The organism is Pedobacter sp. PACM 27299 (assembly GCF_001412655.1).
Taxonomy (GTDB): Bacteria; Bacteroidota; Bacteroidia; order Sphingobacteriales; family Sphingobacteriaceae; genus Pedobacter.
This window is the reverse complement of sequence record NZ_CP012996.1, coordinates 598,992-615,598: the sequence shown is the minus strand read 5'-3', so window position 1 is coordinate 615,598 and position 16,607 is coordinate 598,992. Positions and strand designations below refer to the sequence as shown.

Below are 16,607 nucleotides of genomic sequence, written 5' to 3'. Positions count from 1 at the left end.
AATACAATTCATACATACACATGAGCAACATTATCGCAATCGTCGGAAGACCAAACGTAGGCAAATCTACCCTATTTAACCGCTTAACAGAGAGTCGTAAAGCCATTGTTGATGATTTTAGCGGTGTAACCCGTGATCGTCATTACGGATCGGCAGAATGGACTGATAAGCAGTTTACTGTTATTGATACCGGAGGCTATGTAGCCAATTCCGAAGATTTATTTGAAGCAGCAATCCGCGAACAAGTGGTCATTGCGATCGAAGAAGCAACTGTATTGTTGTTTATGGTGGATGTCGTAACCGGCATTACCGACCTGGATGACGAAATTGCACAGTTACTTAGACGCAGCAATAAACCTGTATTCATCGTTGTAAATAAAGTAGACAATACTCAATTACAAAATGATGCTTCCGTATTTTACGGATTTGGTTTAGGTGAGATCTACCCGATCTCTTCTATGACTGGTTCTGGAACAGGTGATTTATTAGATGATGTAATCAAACACTTCGAAGATGTAGTAGAAGAAGAAAATACATTACCTAAACTTACTATTGTTGGCAGACCTAACGTTGGAAAATCATCACTAATCAATGCATTGATTGGTAAAGAAAGAAATATTGTAACACCTATCGCTGGAACAACAAGAGATTCTATACATATCCATTACAATCAATTCGGACATGAATTCATGTTCATCGATACTGCAGGTCTTCGTAAAAAAACTAAAGTAAAAGAGAACATCGAGTTTTATTCTGTAATGCGTACCATCAAAGCTTTAGAAGAAGCGGATGTCGTGATCTTAATGATCGACGCTATGGAAGGGTTAGAATCGCAGGACGTTAACATTTTCCACCTGGCCGAGAAAAACAAAAAAGGTATCGTGATCCTGGTCAACAAATGGGATTTAGTAGAAAAAGACAGCAAAACCACTAAGATTTTTGAAGATCAGATTCGCACTAAATTGCAGCCATTCACTGACGTACCTATCGTGTTCACTTCAGTAATCAACAAACAACGTATTCACCAGGCCATTGAAACTGCATTGGAAGTACACAAAAACAGAGGAAAGAAAGTTCCTACCTCTAAATTAAATGACGTGATGCTGCCGATTATTGAAAAATATCCGCCGCCAGCATTGAAAGGAAAGTACATCAAGATCAAATACATTACGCAAATCAATGGTACTTCACCAATGTTTGCTTTCTTCTGTAACTTACCTCAGTACATTAAGGAACCGTATAAACGTTTCATTGAAAATAAACTGCGTGAAAACTTCGATTTTTCGGGATCACCAATCCAGATCTATTTCAGACAGAAATAATCCATAAATTACTGCAAACTGGATAATGCCTGTTTGACCATTGCATCACTCAAGTTGAGCGCTTTGTAATAACCGGCATCACCCAGGTGGTATTTACAAAGCAAAACTTTGACATCATTCAGGATCAAAGGTTTTGCGGCCATGAGTAATTTAGGCTCTATGACAATATTCCTATTTTGAATATATTTAATTAAATCCTTGTAATCTGCATCATTAATGGTAAAGGTTGCAAGGTTTTGTTCTAAAAAAGAAGCGGTATAACGATTTCCCAATACGTCATATACATAGTCAAATAATACTTTCTTAGCAATCAGCTTCGCATAAAACCTGTTGTAACCACTGGTATCCATTTTTACATAAATATCCGGCTGGATACCGCCACCTAAAAAGTCTTTACTTTTCTTCAAACTATCCTTTAAGTTTTCTGAAGTCAGCTCCCCATCATTAAAACGGTCCTCAATTTCATTCTGATAGGCATTGTATCCTTTCTTATAAGATTTCTGAATACTCCTGCCCAATGGGGTATAATACCTCGCAATCGTTAGATTCAAAGCCGATCCATCCACAAAGGGAAATTGCTCCTGTACCAGCCCTTTACCAAAGGAACGGCGTCCGATGATGATCCCACGATCCAGATCCTGGACCGCACCGGCAAGAATTTCTGATGCAGAAGCAGAGTTTTCATTGATTAATATCGCCAGTTTTCCCTGTTCAAACTCACCGCCGCCTGTTGTAAAGTAATCCGTACGCGGCTCATGTTTTCCTTGTGTATAAACAATCAGCTTGTTTTCGCTGAGAATTTGATTCGCCAAGCCCGTTGCCGCAGTCAGGTAGCCTCCCCCATTATCGCGAAGGTCTAAAACCAGTTTTTTCATGCCTCTCGACTTCAGGTTACGCACAGATTCGACAAAGTCGGAATCTGTATCTGCACCAAACTTGCTGATGCGCACATATCCCGTTTCGGGATTGAGCATATAAGCAGCATCAATGCTGCTCACTTTTACCCTCGCCCGGTTTACGCTGAGCATCACCGGCTGAGGATTCCCAGGATGTAAAATACTCAATTTAACAGCAGTTCCCTTCTTCCCCTTGATCTTGCCAACCATTTGTTCTCTTGGCAGGTCACGTCCACTCACAAACATGGTGTCGATTTTAAGGATCTTATCTCCCTGACGAAGTCCGGCAAGAAATGCCGGGCCATCTTTCACTACATTCGTAATCAATAAAGTATCATTCAAAATGTAATACTCAATCCCAATGCCTTCAAAATTGCCTCCTAAATTTTCGGCAAATTCATTGGCTTTAGCCGGAGGTAGATACACACTGTGCGGATCCAGCTGATGGAGTAAACTATCAATTGGCAAATGGTGTAAACTGTCTGCATTCACCTCATCCACATAGTTTTTATTGATGATGTGGATGATTTCATCGACCTTCCTGCTGCTATCCGCCGCATAAGCCAATGGCTTCTGCATCGTATACCCCTGATCTTTTAAAAACTTATAGCCCACAAACATCCCCCCTATTAAAGTGAGAGAATAAGTAAGCGCGATTAAAAGGTGGTTTCGGGTGGTCTTTTTCATGGTTTATTGCTGCGTAAAGTTATAAAATAACCCTATCATTTAGTAAATTAAGTCCTAATCATTAACAATTGTTTACTCTTTATAAGAATTAACAAGAATGTTGCAGCTTTGTTCCCGAAGATCCTATATGATAGGCGAATATTTCGCGTTTAAAAAGAAAATCCCGAGTTTTAACAAAAAAAAATATGATCAGAGTTACCGAGCAGGAATCCACCTATCATCACATCGATCAGATGTCTGTCCTTGAAATTCTTCAGGGAATTAACAAAGAAGATCAAACCGTTCCACTGGCAGTAGAAAAAGCAATTCCGCAGCTGGAAAAACTGGCAATTGCCGTAACGGAACGCATGCGTAATGGTGGCCGCTTATTTTACATAGGTGCAGGAACCAGCGGCCGTTTGGGCGTAGTAGATGCCTCAGAATGCCCACCAACATTTGGGGTGCCTTTCGACTGGGTAGTTGGCATCATTGCCGGCGGCGATACTGCGATCAGAAGAGCCGTTGAAAATGCAGAAGACGATGTAGAACAGGCCTGGATCGACTTACAGGAATACCAGATCAATGAAAAAGACAGTTTAATTGGCCTCGCCGCTTCCGGGACTACACCTTACGTAGTGGGCGGATTAAACACCGCGCGTCGGCATGGCATCCTGACCGGATGTATCGTCTGCAATGCCGGTGGCCCAATTGCCGCAGAAAGTAATTTCCCTGTAGAAATTGTAGTCGGCCCCGAATTCCTGACCGGCTCTACCCGCATGAAATCAGGAACCGCACAAAAATTAGCTTTAAATATGCTCAGCACTACCGTCATGATTCAGCTCGGACGTGTAAAAGGTAACAAAATGGTGGACATGCAGCTGACCAACCATAAATTAGTGGATCGTGGCACACAAATGGTAATGGAAGAACTAAACATTGACTACGCGAAGGCGGAAGACTTGCTTTTACGCTACGGCAGCGTACGTAAAGCAGTAGAAGCTGGCAGCAAATAACAGGAAATTATATGCACGAAATCGAACCTTTCTACCTTTGGCGCGACGATTACATCGCTGCGGAAGATGAGCGTTCTCCTTTTTATGACACAGAATACTCAGAATTCTATTTTGATAAGCAGCTGTACAATTTTTTAATCCACCCGCAATGGGATGATTTCGGCTCCAACACGCTCTACATAAAAGTATTGTACGCGGATTACGATCGGAATTATGCAATCATTGAGTTTATTGGAGAATGGAATGATGCCATAGACAACGACATCATGCTGCTCAAAAGAGAAATCCTTGAGCTAATGATCGATGAAGGCATCAACAAGTTTATCCTCATCGGAGAAAATATACTGAACTTCCATTCTTCCGAAGACAGCTATTACGAAGAGTGGTTCCAGGACGTAGAAGATGGATGGATCTGCGGCATCAATTTCCAGGAACATGTGATCGAAGAGTTCAGATCTGCCAACCTGGATTACTACATCAACTTTGGCGGTCAGCTTGACGATTTGGCATGGAGAACCCTAAAACCACTGCAAATTTTCAAGAAAGTAGAAGAAACGCTGACAAAAAGGCTTGGGGCATAGGTTTTGTAAGAACGTAAACTAATTAGTACCTTTAACTATTAAAATTTAAAGAAAAATGGACAACAACAATAATTACGAATGGGCACACAAAACAGTATTTGTGGAGCAGGAAAGAGGAGTCGTTGCTAAGAAATTCTTCGCAAATGTATTCTTATGGATGTTTATTGCCCTGAGTTTATCAACTATAGCCGCTTTATTCATCTCGAATTCTGAAGCCGCTTTAAGACAGCTGATCAACTTCGAAACCGGACAAAGAACAGTTTTAGGATATATCGCCATGTTTGCACCACTAGGCCTGGTTTTACTCATGGGAGCCGGCTTTAGCCGCCTTTCTTATGGTGCCTTAATTGGTGTCTTCACCCTTTTCTCTATCTTATTAGGGATCAGTTTAAGCTTTATATTATTAGTATATACCGCAGGATCTATTGCCGCATGTTTTGGTGCTGCAGCAGGTATCTTCGGAATCATGGCCTTTTTAGGGTATACCACAGAGGTAGATCTAACTAAATTCGGTCCTATCCTAATGGTAGGTGTAGCCGGCTTATTTATCGCCAGCATCATCAACTTATTCTTAGGCAGCCCAACATTCAGCTATGTAATGAGCTTCTTCGGTGTAGCTATCTTTACCGCTTTAACCGCTTATGACGTTCAGAAACTGAAACGTATCGGTGCAGGTCTGGAAGAAAGTGGTGATCCTATCGTACAAGCTGATGGTAAAAAGTTAGCCATTATGGGTGCTTTATCACTGTACCTTGACTTTATCAATATCTTCCTTTTCTTATTGAGAATCTTCGGAAGCAGAAAATAAGGGATAAAAAACCAATAGGTTTTGAATACCAGATAAACCTATTAAAAGAAATGGCTATCAACAATTGTTGATAGCCATTTCTTTTAGATCATAAAATAATACTATTGAACAGAAAAACAAGCTACAATAGTGTTGCTGTTTGCCAGCGCATTTGGGTTAGAAACAATAATACCATACTCTCCTACATCCATTGGATCTAATCTCAATACATAAGAACTGTCTTTGTATTTTTTCGATTGATACTTAATATAGTTCTGATTGTTGGTAGAAGCTCCAGAAAAAGTACCTGCAGAAACCAGTTCCGACTTGCGGTTTTTCTTACTGGCTTCGAACTTCACCACACTGATAATTGACAAAGGATCTGATTTGTTATCAAAACTTTTAACTACAAAAGTTAAAGGATCACCAGCTTTCATTAACACAGGGGAAGAACCTCCTTCAATGACCATTTTAGATTTCACTTTACCAATCCCAACCAGGTATACTGAAGCTCCCGCTTTAGTTTGGATCTTTACACTTTGCTTTTCCAATGGGGTCGCTACATTTTCAGCGGAAACACTTACCGCTTCACCAATGTATTCAGGTTCATCTACATTAACGGTGGTTTGACCAAAGGCCGTCATTCCTACAGCACATAGGATTGAGAATAAAAAAGAGCATTTTTTCATCATTTGTTTTTAGTTTGTTTTAGTAGTTATGGCCTCCAAAATACATAGAATTAATTAATTTAACAATAAGCATATCATGTTAATCGTGATAGATGAGCTTAAATAATTCGGTGTATTTATATTAGGAAGCCACAGACATTCAGAATTTTATTCCGAACAGCCTCAAAATACTCCCTGCTATTGCAATATTATATGCTTTAACTGCTGTTTTTTTGGAAATGATTTTTCTTTGTTGCACTTTTGCAGAGCTTATAGAGAAAGACGGAGGGATTAGACCCTGCGATGTCTTAGCAACCTGTGCTTACAAGGTGCTACATTCTACCGGAACCGGACCATCGGTACCCGAAAGATAAGTTAAAGTCGACCCGATACCGGACTTTTCAATAAGCATTTTAACTGTGTGTAAAACCGTAACCGACAGGACATTCCTAACCGGTGATCTTTTACCCAGGCCTTACCCGGAGATATAAAAAAATGGACATTAGAGCAGAGTTAGAGAAACGCATATTAATTATTGACGGAGCCATGGGTACCATGATCCAGCGTTATATCCTGACAGAAGAAGATTTTAGAGGCGAAAGATTTAAAGATCACCCTTGTGATGTGAAAGGCAATAACGATTTGCTAAACCTTACCCGTCCTGATATTATCAAAGCAATACACACCGAATACCTGAAAGCCGGTGCAGATATTATTGAAACCAATACCTTTAGTACACAGCGCATATCCCTGGCAGATTACCAGATGGAGGAGCTGGACTATGAAATGAGTTTTGCCGGTGCAAAAGTAGCACGTGAGGCAGTAGACGAATTCATGGCTGCCAACCCGGATCGCAGGTCCTTCGTTGCAGGTGCTGTAGGCCCAACCAATAGAACTCTTTCCCTTTCACCAGATGTAAACGACCCTGGATACAGGGCCTTGACTTTTGATGAACTCGTATCCGCTTATGATCAGCAAGTACGTGGATTGGTAGACGGTGGTTCGGATGTCTTGTTAATTGAGACTATTTTCGATACACTGAATGCCAAGGCCGCAATCTTTTCGATCAAAAAATACGAGAAAGAAATCGGCAAAAAGATTGAGATCATGATCTCTGGAACCATTACCGATGCTTCGGGAAGAACTTTATCCGGACAAACGGTAGAAGCCTTCCTGAATTCTGTGATTCATGCCGACCCGATCAGCATCGGTTTCAACTGTGCTTTAGGCGCCAAAGACATGAGGCCGCACATTGAAGAACTGTCTGCAAAAGCCACTTGTTACGTTTCTGCCTATCCAAATGCAGGATTACCTAACGAATTTGGTGCTTACGATGAAATGCCGCATGAAACCGCTCACCTCGTGGAAGATTTCATCCAGCATGGCTTTGTAAATATTGTAGGTGGCTGCTGCGGAACAACACCGGAACACATCGCCTGTATCGCTGCAAAAGCGAAAAAGGTGACACCAAGAAAAATCCCTACCGTCCCTCCATATTTGCGTTTAAGCGGATTAGAAGCGGTTACCGTTACCCCGGAAAGTATTTTCGTGAACATCGGGGAACGTACCAATATCACCGGATCCCCAAAATTCTCTAAGCTGATTTTAGGAGGTGATTATGAAGCCGCACTAACTGTTGCCCGTCAGCAGGTAGAAGGTGGTGCACAAATCATCGACGTCAACATGGATGAAGGCATGCTGGACGGTGAAGCGGCAATGGTAAAATTCCTGAACCTGATTGCTTCAGAGCCGGATATTTCCAAACTGCCCATCATGGTCGATTCCTCAAAATGGTCGGTCATTGAAGCCGGTTTGAAATGTTTGCAGGGAAAAGGAATTGTGAACTCCATCTCTCTGAAAGAAGGACCGGAAAAATTTATTGAAAGTGCTAAAAAGATCATGAATTATGGCGCAGCCGTAGTCGTGATGGCATTTGACGAATATGGACAAGCTGATAACTTTGAACGTAGAAAAGAAATCTGTAAACGTTCTTACGATATATTAGTAGACGAAGTCGGTTTCCCAGCGCAAGACATCATATTTGACCCAAATATCCTAACCGTGGCAACCGGTTTGGAAGAACATAACAACTATGCCGTAGATTTCATCAATGCGACACGCTGGATTAAAGAAAACCTGCCTCATGCTAAAGTGAGCGGCGGGGTATCTAACATTTCCTTCTCTTTCCGTGGAAACAATACCGTAAGGGAAGCAATGCACTCTGCCTTCCTTTACCATGCCATTAAAGCTGGTCTGGACATGGGGATTGTAAACGCAGGGATGCTGGAAGTCTACCAGGAAATTCCACCAGCATTATTAGAACGTGTGGAAGACGTCCTGCTGAACCGCAGAGAGGACGCCACAGAACGCCTGGTAGAGTTTGCTGAAACCATCAAATCTAAAGGTAAAGAGATCGTTAGGGATGAAGAATGGAGAAAAACCAGCGTAGAAGAACGACTTTCTCATTCTTTGGTGAAAGGAATTATTGAATACCTGGATGCCGACGTAGAGGAGGCCAGACAAAAATATCCAAAACCTATCCATGTGATCGAAGGTCCTTTAATGGACGGAATGAACATTGTTGGAGACCTTTTTGGCGCCGGAAAAATGTTCCTGCCACAGGTGGTAAAATCCGCCAGGGTAATGAAAAAGGCAGTAGCTTACCTCCTTCCCTTCATTGAACAGGAAAAACTGGACAATCCTGATGGAAACACCAGCTCTTCAGCAGGAAGAATCTTAATGGCCACTGTAAAAGGCGATGTGCATGATATCGGTAAGAACATTGTAGGCGTAGTATTGGCCTGTAATAACTTCGAAATTGTGGATATGGGCGTGATGGTTCCAGCACAAACCATCATTCAAAAAGCAAAAGAAATCAATGCCGACATTATCGGATTGAGTGGTTTAATTACCCCTTCCCTAGATGAAATGGTACATTTTGCCAAAGAAATGGAGCGTGAAGGATTTACCATTCCATTGATTATCGGCGGTGCAACCACCTCCAGAATCCATGCCGCAGTAAAAGTAGCGCCAAACTATTCAGGCCCTGCCATTCACGTATTAGATGCTTCCAGAAGCGTAACCGTGTGCAGTACCTTAATGAATCCCGAAACCAGAGGTGCCTATATTGATGGCATCAAACAGGAATACGATAAAGCCAGAGAAGCGCATTTAAACAAACGCTCCGATAAACGCTACAAAACGATAGAAGAAGCTAGAAAAGACCAGTTTCAAATCGACCTGGATCTGGTAGCCCCTGCCCCTGCATTTACCGGAACAAAGGTATTTGAAGATTATCCGCTGGAAGACCTGGTGCCTTATATCGACTGGACGCCATTCTTCCATACCTGGGAATTGCGCGGCAGTTACCCTAAAATCTTCAACGATAAAAGCGTTGGTGATGAAGCAAAAAAACTATTTGATGATGCGCAAGCCTTATTGAAACGCATTGTTGAGGAGAAACTATTGACCGCCAAAGGCGTAATCGGTTTCTGGCCGGCAAATACTGTTGGCGACGACATCATCCTGGATGTAGCAGGTAAAGAAGTGACCATTCACACCCTTCGCCAACAAGCGGAAAAAATGGCTGGAGAACCTTATTATGCACTTTCCGACTTTGTAGCGCCAAAAGAATCAGGTGTTGCAGATTACTTCGGAGGCTTTGCGGTCACCACAGGTATCGGCTGCGATGAACTGGTTGCAGAATTTGAAGCCAATTACGATGATTACAACAGCATCATGGCAAAAGCATTGGCGGACAGGCTTGCGGAAGCTTTCGCTGAAAGAATGCATGAGCTGGTGCGTAAAGATTACTGGGGCTACGCAAAAGATGAAAAGCTGAGCAACGAAGACCTCATTAAAGAAGAATACGCAGGGATTCGCCCGGCACCAGGCTATCCTGCCTGCCCGGAACATAGTGAAAAAGGAACACTTTTTGAATTGCTGGATGCCGAAAACAGAATCGGACTCCGCCTCACAGAAAGCTATGCCATGTACCCTACCGCAGCGGTAAGTGGTTTCTATTTCGCACACCCGCAATCCAGATATTTCGGATTGGGGAAAATTACCAAAGATCAGGTCGAAGAATATGCGACCAGAAAAGACATGCCTTTGGAAGAAGTGGAAAGATGGCTGAGCCCTAACCTGGCTTACTAAATAACAGATAACGAGACCTAACAAGCAATATTTAATGAAGATCGTAGACCATATCAGCAACGCAAAAGGAAAAACCCTTTTCTCATTTGAGCTCTTGCCACCTATAAAAGGACAAAGCATCAAAGGTATCTTTGACGCCATCGATCCTTTAATGGAATTCAACCCTCCTTTTATTGATGTGACCTACTTGAGAGAAGATTACATCTACAAACAACATGCAAATGGCCTGTTGGAAAAAGTCGCTTATCGGAAACGTCCGAGTACAGTGGCTACCTGTGCTGCGATTATGAACAAGTACAAAGTAGATGCGGTTCCCCATTTGATCTGTGGTGGTTTCACCAAGGATGAAACAGAGAACGCATTGATCGATCTTCAGTTTCTGGGCATTGATAATGTCCTGGTATTGCGCGGTGATGCCCGAAAAAGCGACAATGCTTTCATCCCAACACCAGATGGCCATGCCTATGCCTCAGAATTGTTACAACATGTAGTGGACATGAACAATGGCCGCTACCTGCATGATGATATGGAGAACTCTGAAAAGACGGATTTCTGTATCGGAGTAGCCGGATATCCGGAAAAACATTATGAGTCGCCAAACCTGGATACCGATTTTAAATATCTAAAACATAAGGTAGATCTGGGTGCTGATTTCATCGTTACCCAAATGTTTTTTGACAATAAAAAATACAAAGCACTGGTAGATAAATGTCGTGAAAACGGGATCAATGTCCCTATTATCCCGGGACTTAAACCAATTACCAGCAGCAAACAGCTGATCAGTTTACCAAAGATTTTCCATTTGGATATTCCTATTGAACTGAGCGAAGCAATCCAATCCTGCAAGTCTGAAAAAGACGTAAAAGAAGTAGGTATTGAATGGATGATCCATCAATGTAAAGAGCTGAAAGAAATGGGCGCACCAGTGCTTCACTTCTACACGATGGGGAACCCTGAGCCGACTAAAAAAATTGCCAACGCGGTGTTTTAGCCCTTCATGATAGCCGATAGGTATTTTTTGGAATACTCTTTGTACCTTTCGGCTATCATTAAAAACTTAAGGCTATGAAAAGAATCATCTTATTGGCAATTGTCATGACCAGTACTTTCGCTGCATGCACCACCTTAAAACCTGGAACAATAGGAAATGGTGGCCTGTCTGAATTGGGAGGAAGCTGGGAGTTGAATTACATTTCAGGCCCTAGAATCGCTTTCAACGGATTGTATCCAGCAAAGAAACCAAGCCTGACTTTTGACATTACCAACAAGAAAGTAAGCGGCAACACCAGTTGTAATTCTTTTTCCGGTGCTTTAGTGGCGGATGATACCACCATCAACTTCACCCATCCAATGGCCATGACAAAAATGGCCTGTCCCGGTGAAGGAGAGGCCATCTTTATGGAAATGTTAAGAAAAACCAGCAGTTATTCAGTGAGCGACAGCACCCTGAATTTCATGATGGGAGACATCGCCATTATGCGTTTTCATAAAAAGTAGTCAGGTAGTTCTTAAATGAACTATAGTCCGTATCCATTTTTTCTGCATGTTTAGTTTTTAAATCCAGTTCCTGTACCGCAGCAGGAATTTTGATCTTTGCAGCCAGTTCTGCTGGAAATACATCTGGAAATTTACAGGCATGGGCAGTCGACAAAAATACACCCGCAGCGTTTTGCTCTGGGTTTTCTTTTTTATAGTCTGCTAAAGCTAAAGCTGCAATCGCAGTATGCGGACAAGCAATATAACCGTATTGGTCATAAATAGACTGAATCCCAGCCAATGTTTGCTCATCGGTATAGGTATAGCTTTTCAAAATCTGTTTCAAAGCTTCCAGGTCCTGGTTAAAAAGATCCATAATCCGCACCCAATTGCTTGGCGCCCCAACATCCATCGCATTCGCGTAAGTCTGTACAGATGGTTTAGTTTCATAAACTCCTGTTTTCAGGAAATGCGGAACAGTATCATTTACGTTTGTTGCCGCGATGAATTTTTTCACCGGCAAGCCCATTTTATAAGCCAGCAATCCCGCTGCAATATTTCCGAAATTTCCGCTGGGCACAGAGAAAATCACTTCCTTTTTACCCGCTCTGCGCAATCTCGCCCAGGCATTGAAATAATAAAAAGTTTGTGGAATCAATCTGGCAATATTGATCGAATTTGCAGAGGTTAAGCGAAGTTTTTCGTTCAATTCAGCATCGGCAAATGCCTGTTTCACTAAATGCTGACAATCATCAAAGGTCCCCTCCACCTCTATCGCATGGATGTTATGTCCATTGGTGCAAAGCTGTAATTCCTGGATCTCACTTACTTTTCCTTTTGGATAAAGAATGGTGACCCTGGTATTGGGCACCCCAAGAAAACCTAGTGCTACTGCGCCTCCCGTATCGCCGGAAGTAGCCACCAATACATCTAATAATTGCTCCCCATCTTTTAAGAAATAGGCCATGATTCTGCTCATGAAACGGGCGCCGAAATCTTTAAACGCCAATGAAGGGCCATGAAACAGTTCTAATACGTAGGTATCTGCTTCCAATTCTACTACAGGAGCATCAAAACTGATGGTTTCTTCCACAATTTTCTTTAAATCATCTAAAGGAATTGCCCCATCCAACAAAGTTGAAGCCACTTTAAAAGCGATCTCCGGCATACTGTATTTATGGATATTTTCAATGAATTCCTGATCTAACAAAGGAACATTTACCGGCATATATAAGCCTTTATCCAAAGGCATGCTGTTAAAAACAGCCGTTGGAAAGTCAACGTTTAGTTCGTGGTTATTTGTACTGTATAATTTCATGTGGATTAATCTAAAATAACAGGGCCTTTTTGATTTACGGAGGATACAAAAGAAAGACTGTTGATGCCAATTCCTTTTAAATGCTGCTGTAGTTTATGGGTGATGGCGTTTGCAGTGGCTTCGTCTTTTGTTAAGGCAAAAACAGATGGGCCAGAACCAGAAATTCCAAATCCGATTGCCCCGGTTTTTAAAGCCAGCGACCTCATCTTGTAGAAATCCGGAATCAGGATAGAACGGGTCGGTTCTACCAGAATATCCGTCATACTGCGCCCAATCAGGTCATGGTCTTTTAAAAACAAACCACTCACCAAACCTGCTACATTTCCCCATTGCGTTACGGCATCTTTCAATAATACTTTGGAACGGATCATTTGTCGGGCATCTTTGGTGGGTACATCCACTTCCGGATATACAATGGCCGCATATAAATCTTCAGGGTGCGGCAAGCTGATGATGTCTAAAGGCTCATAACTTCTGATCAGCACAAAACCGCCTAATAAAGCCGGAGCTACATTATCGGCATGGCCATAACCGCAAGCCAGTTCCTCGCCTTTCATCGCAAAAGGCACCAATTCTTTATTGGTCAATAAACGATCAAATAAGTTGTTTACCGCGAACAATCCGGCTACCGTACTGGCAGAGCTGGAACCCAATCCACTGCCAATCGGCATTTTCTTGTGCAGTTCAATTTCTATCCCGGTATCCGGTTTTCCGATATGGTTTAAATAATGCTGCACACTTGCACTTACCGTATTTTTCTTCGGATCAAGCGGCAAACGCCCATCATCACCAGTGATTTTGGAAATGGTAATTCCAGAACCACCTGTCAATTTCATGATGACCTCATCACCGGGTTCATTCACGGCAAAACCCAAAACATCATAACCACACACCACATTGGCTACTGTAGCCGGGGCAAAAACTTTTATAGATTCTCTCATCGTTTACCAACGTTTATAATATCAGCGAAAACACCTGCAGCAGTCACTTCGGCACCTGCACCTGGGCCTTTAACTACCAATGGACGATCTTTATAACGGTCCGTAGTAAATGAAATGATATTGTCACTGCCAGACAACATGTAAAAAGGGTGGCTGTCATCTACCATTTGCAAGGTGATTTCCACTTTTCCCTCTTCCAGTTTCCCGATATAACGCAGCACTTTTTTATCCGCTGCGGCTTGTTTTTTTAACTTTTCAAAATACTCGGTGTTGTTTTCCAGTTCATGGTAAAAATCAGCAACAGTTGCTGCTGCCAGGCAAGCCGGAGGCAACATACTTTCGATCGTAATGTCCGATTCTTCCAATGGATAACCGGCATCACGGGCCAGAATCAACATTTTACGCATAAAATCTTTTCCGTTCAAATCGTCTCTAGGATCTGGTTCAGTATAGCCTTTATCCTGTGCTTCTTTCACTACCTCATGGAACAATTTATCGCCAGTGTAATTGTTGAATATATAAGAGATGGTTCCTGATAAGATGGCTTCTATGCGGTGAATCTGGTCGCCGCTCATCATCAGATCTTTTAAAGTACGGATGATTGGCAGGCCTGCACCCACATTAGTTTCATAATGAAAATCTACGCCATAAGTCCTTGCTGCCTGTTTAAATGCGGCATATTGCTCATAATCTGCTGAATTACCAATCTTATTACAAGTCACCACAGAAATGCTCGATTGCAGCACATCCTTATAAAACTGAATTGGATTATGACTGGCAGTATTGTCTACAAACACACAATTTGGCAGGTTCATCGCTTTCATCTTTTTGATGAAAAGTGGTAAATCTGCTGGCTCTCCCTCACTTTCCAGTACTTCTTCCCAATTGCTCAAAGCAATTCCATCAACATTGAGGTACATTTTACGGGTATTACAAACGCCCATTACCTTTACCTGAAGGTCATTATTGGTGGCCAGAAAATTCATTTGCGCTTCCAGCTGTGTAAATAAGGTCTTGCCAATATTCCCTGTTCCCAGACAAAAGATAGGCAGTGTTCTTTTCAGATTCGCATAGAAAGCATCATGCACCGCATTTACAGCTTTCGACAAATCCGGTTTAGAGATGATCACAGAGATATTGTACTCCGAAGAACCCTGTGCAATTGCCCTGACATTGACCCCGTTTCTACCTAAAGCATGGAACAGCTTTCCTGACATTCCAGGCGTCCGTTTCATGTTTTCACCAACAATAGCTAAGGCGGCCAAACCATTTTCTACTTCCGGATATTCCAGTTTTCTTGCTTGTAATTCCAGTTCAAACTCCTTATTGATCAACGCCAAAGCTTTCAAAGCGTCACCTGGTTTTACCGCGAAAGTGATGCTATGCTCAGAAGAAGACTGTGTAATGAGAATCACATTGATCTGTTCACGGGAAAGTAAAGAGAACAACCGACCGCTGAAACCTGCTTTTCCAACCATTCCACTACCAGAAAGATTCAATACACTGATTTCATCAATAGAAGAGATCCCTTTGATCGGCAATTTTGAACTTCCCGCACCATGCTTGATATAAGTGCCCGGAAAATCGACATTGAATGTATTTTTGATCACAATAGGAATGCGCTTCAAAAACGCAGGGATCATCGTAGGCGGATATATCACTTTAGCGCCAAAATAAGAAAGCTCCATGGCTTCGGTATAGCTCAATTCTGCAAGGGAGAAGGCCTTTTTCACCATTCTTGGATCGGCAGTCATCATTCCGTCCACATCTGTCCAGACCTGAATTTCGGATGCATTCAGTGCAGAACCCCAGATAGCGGCGGTATAGTCACTTCCGCCCCTTCCTAAAGTAGTGATTCTTCCCTCATCATTACTGGCAATAAAACCAGTTACGAATAATAATTTATCGGCATTTGACTCATAGAAATCTTTGATTAAAGTTTCTGTGAGGTAGGTATTCACCTTCGCTTGTCCGAAGTTCTGGTCTGTTTTGATCAGTTCAGAACCATCAACATATAAGGCATCCGGAAAAGTTTGTTTGGCAATATGGCTTACCATCACTGCCGAGCAACGCTCTCCGTAACTCAATATTAAGTCTTTCGTTTGCAGGCTCAGTTCTCTCAGGTTATAGACCGATTGCAAAATATCTTCCAGCTCATTAAAATAGATTTTTAGCTTGGTGAGTACCGGATTCTGTGCGCTTGCTGGCAATAAGGCACGGATCACTTCAAAATGTTTCTTTTCAATAGCACTCAATTCCTCCCCATAAATCTTCCCTTTTCCTGCGTTTTCTGCCATTTCGACCAGGGCGTTGGTCACCCCGCTCATGGCAGATAAGACGACAATGGGATTTTCAGCGCCTTGCTGCTCTTTCAAGATTCCCAGCAAAGCAGTGATGCTTTCTACGGAACCAACAGATGTACCTCCAAATTTTAATATGTTCATAGTTTTAGGTTAAAAAAAAAGCGCCTTCCCCGATTAGAGGAAGGCGCTTTTTGTGGTTTTTATTTTTAGTATTTTATACCCATTAGCTATCCTCCCTCCGAGATATCCCGGTGGTAATAATAATGGAAATAATGGTTGAATTATTAAACATTGTACATTATACACTTAGTGTGCTGTGGCGTAAAGTAAAGTTATATTTTTCTAATTAACAAATGATTACCTAAATATTTTGCCTGAATTTTAAAATATTGCGATTAAAAGGTATAGAGTAGGTTTATAAATCCTTCCGCGATAAAGTACTCTTATTCAAGGGTAAAAAGCAGAAAAATGATTCTAGCAC

At 42.0% G+C, this 16,607-nt stretch carries 12 protein-coding genes and 1 riboswitch; of the genes, 7 read left to right on the top strand and 5 right to left on the bottom strand.

Annotated features, from left to right (window positions below):
* Positions 1-20: 20 nt before the first annotated feature.
* Positions 21-1,322, top strand: coding sequence for a ribosome biogenesis GTPase Der (gene der / locus AQ505_RS02585; RefSeq protein WP_062546743.1), 1,302 nt, complete (start codon positions 21-23; stop codon positions 1,320-1,322).
* A gap of 8 nt (positions 1,323-1,330) precedes the next feature.
* Here the strand turns inward: der and AQ505_RS02580 are convergent, their stop codons facing one another.
* On the bottom strand, positions 1,331-2,905 hold the full coding sequence (locus AQ505_RS02580; protein ID WP_062546742.1) for a S41 family peptidase: 1,575 nt from the start codon (positions 2,903-2,905) through the stop codon (positions 1,331-1,333).
* A 185-nt stretch (positions 2,906-3,090) separates the two neighbouring features.
* On the opposite strand from AQ505_RS02580, the gene murQ reads away from it, so the two are divergent.
* From murQ to AQ505_RS02565, 3 genes are read left to right on the top strand one after another with little or no spacing between them, the layout of a single operon-like run.
* Positions 3,091-3,897 carry an N-acetylmuramic acid 6-phosphate etherase gene (gene murQ / locus AQ505_RS02575; protein WP_062546741.1) on the top strand — a complete coding sequence of 269 codons (807 nt, stop codon included), beginning with the start codon at positions 3,091-3,093 and terminating at the stop codon, positions 3,895-3,897.
* 11 nt (positions 3,898-3,908) lie between these two features.
* Positions 3,909-4,478, top strand: coding sequence for a hypothetical protein (locus AQ505_RS02570; protein ID WP_062546740.1), 570 nt, complete (start codon positions 3,909-3,911; stop codon positions 4,476-4,478).
* A 55-nt stretch (positions 4,479-4,533) separates the two neighbouring features.
* On the top strand, positions 4,534-5,286 hold the full coding sequence (locus tag AQ505_RS02565) for a Bax inhibitor-1/YccA family protein (RefSeq protein ID WP_062546739.1): 753 nt from the start codon (positions 4,534-4,536) through the stop codon (positions 5,284-5,286).
* A 101-nt stretch (positions 5,287-5,387) separates the two neighbouring features.
* On the opposite strand, the gene AQ505_RS02560 is transcribed toward AQ505_RS02565, so the two are convergent.
* Positions 5,388-5,957 carry a hypothetical protein gene (locus AQ505_RS02560; protein ID WP_082461390.1) on the bottom strand — a complete coding sequence of 190 codons (570 nt, stop codon included), beginning with the start codon at positions 5,955-5,957 and terminating at the stop codon, positions 5,388-5,390.
* A 243-nt stretch (positions 5,958-6,200) separates the two neighbouring features.
* Positions 6,201-6,310, top strand: a riboswitch (SAM riboswitch).
* 118 nt (positions 6,311-6,428) lie between these two features.
* Here AQ505_RS02560 and metH point away from each other — a divergent pair.
* The 3 genes from metH to AQ505_RS02545 all read left to right on the top strand — a co-directional run bounded on the left by metH (position 6,429) and on the right by AQ505_RS02545 (position 11,585).
* A complete protein-coding gene (gene metH, locus AQ505_RS02555; RefSeq protein WP_062546737.1) occupies positions 6,429-10,088 on the top strand; it encodes a methionine synthase in 3,660 nt (1,219 codons plus the stop codon).
* Positions 10,089-10,122: 34 nt separating this feature from the next.
* Positions 10,123-11,079 carry a methylenetetrahydrofolate reductase gene (locus tag AQ505_RS02550; RefSeq protein ID WP_062546736.1) on the top strand — a complete coding sequence of 319 codons (957 nt, stop codon included), beginning with the start codon at positions 10,123-10,125 and terminating at the stop codon, positions 11,077-11,079.
* Between the two features lie 74 nt (positions 11,080-11,153).
* Positions 11,154-11,585, top strand: a complete 432-nt coding sequence (locus AQ505_RS02545) for an META domain-containing protein (protein WP_062546735.1) — start codon at positions 11,154-11,156, stop codon at positions 11,583-11,585.
* On the opposite strand, the gene thrC is transcribed toward AQ505_RS02545, so the two are convergent.
* The 3 genes from thrC to thrA are packed head-to-tail and all read right to left on the bottom strand — an operon-like array spanning position 11,563 to position 16,267.
* On the bottom strand, positions 11,563-12,882 hold the full coding sequence (gene thrC / locus AQ505_RS02540; RefSeq protein ID WP_062546734.1) for a threonine synthase: 1,320 nt from the start codon (positions 12,880-12,882) through the stop codon (positions 11,563-11,565). The genes AQ505_RS02545 and thrC overlap by 23 nt on opposite strands.
* 5 nt (positions 12,883-12,887) lie before the next feature.
* Complete coding sequence (locus tag AQ505_RS02535) at positions 12,888-13,823, bottom strand: homoserine kinase (RefSeq protein WP_062546733.1); 936 nt, start codon at positions 13,821-13,823, stop codon at positions 12,888-12,890.
* Positions 13,820-16,267 carry a bifunctional aspartate kinase/homoserine dehydrogenase I gene (gene thrA / locus AQ505_RS02530; RefSeq protein WP_062546732.1) on the bottom strand — a complete coding sequence of 816 codons (2,448 nt, stop codon included), beginning with the start codon at positions 16,265-16,267 and terminating at the stop codon, positions 13,820-13,822. Before thrA ends, AQ505_RS02535 begins: the two co-directional genes overlap by 4 nt.
* Positions 16,268-16,607 lie beyond the last annotated feature (340 nt).

Excerpts from the sequence above, each read along its gene's own strand:
- der (WP_062546743.1), top strand. The coding sequence starts at position 21 with ATGAGCAACATTATCGCAATCGTCGGAAGACCAAACGTAGGCAAATCT.
- AQ505_RS02580 (WP_062546742.1), bottom strand. The coding sequence starts at position 2,905 with ATGAAAAAGACCACCCGAAACCACCTTTTAATCGCGCTTACTTATTCT.
- murQ (WP_062546741.1), top strand. The coding sequence starts at position 3,091 with ATGATCAGAGTTACCGAGCAGGAATCCACCTATCATCACATCGATCAG.
- AQ505_RS02570 (WP_062546740.1), top strand. The coding sequence starts at position 3,909 with ATGCACGAAATCGAACCTTTCTACCTTTGGCGCGACGATTACATCGCT.
- AQ505_RS02565 (WP_062546739.1), top strand. The coding sequence starts at position 4,534 with ATGGACAACAACAATAATTACGAATGGGCACACAAAACAGTATTTGTG.
- AQ505_RS02560 (WP_082461390.1), bottom strand. The coding sequence starts at position 5,957 with ATGATGAAAAAATGCTCTTTTTTATTCTCAATCCTATGTGCTGTAGGA.
- metH (WP_062546737.1), top strand. The coding sequence starts at position 6,429 with ATGGACATTAGAGCAGAGTTAGAGAAACGCATATTAATTATTGACGGA.
- AQ505_RS02550 (WP_062546736.1), top strand. The coding sequence starts at position 10,123 with ATGAAGATCGTAGACCATATCAGCAACGCAAAAGGAAAAACCCTTTTC.
- AQ505_RS02545 (WP_062546735.1), top strand. The coding sequence starts at position 11,154 with ATGAAAAGAATCATCTTATTGGCAATTGTCATGACCAGTACTTTCGCT.
- thrC (WP_062546734.1), bottom strand. The coding sequence starts at position 12,882 with ATGAAATTATACAGTACAAATAACCACGAACTAAACGTTGACTTTCCA.
- AQ505_RS02535 (WP_062546733.1), bottom strand. The coding sequence starts at position 13,823 with ATGAGAGAATCTATAAAAGTTTTTGCCCCGGCTACAGTAGCCAATGTG.
- thrA (WP_062546732.1), bottom strand. The coding sequence starts at position 16,267 with ATGAACATATTAAAATTTGGAGGTACATCTGTTGGTTCCGTAGAAAGC.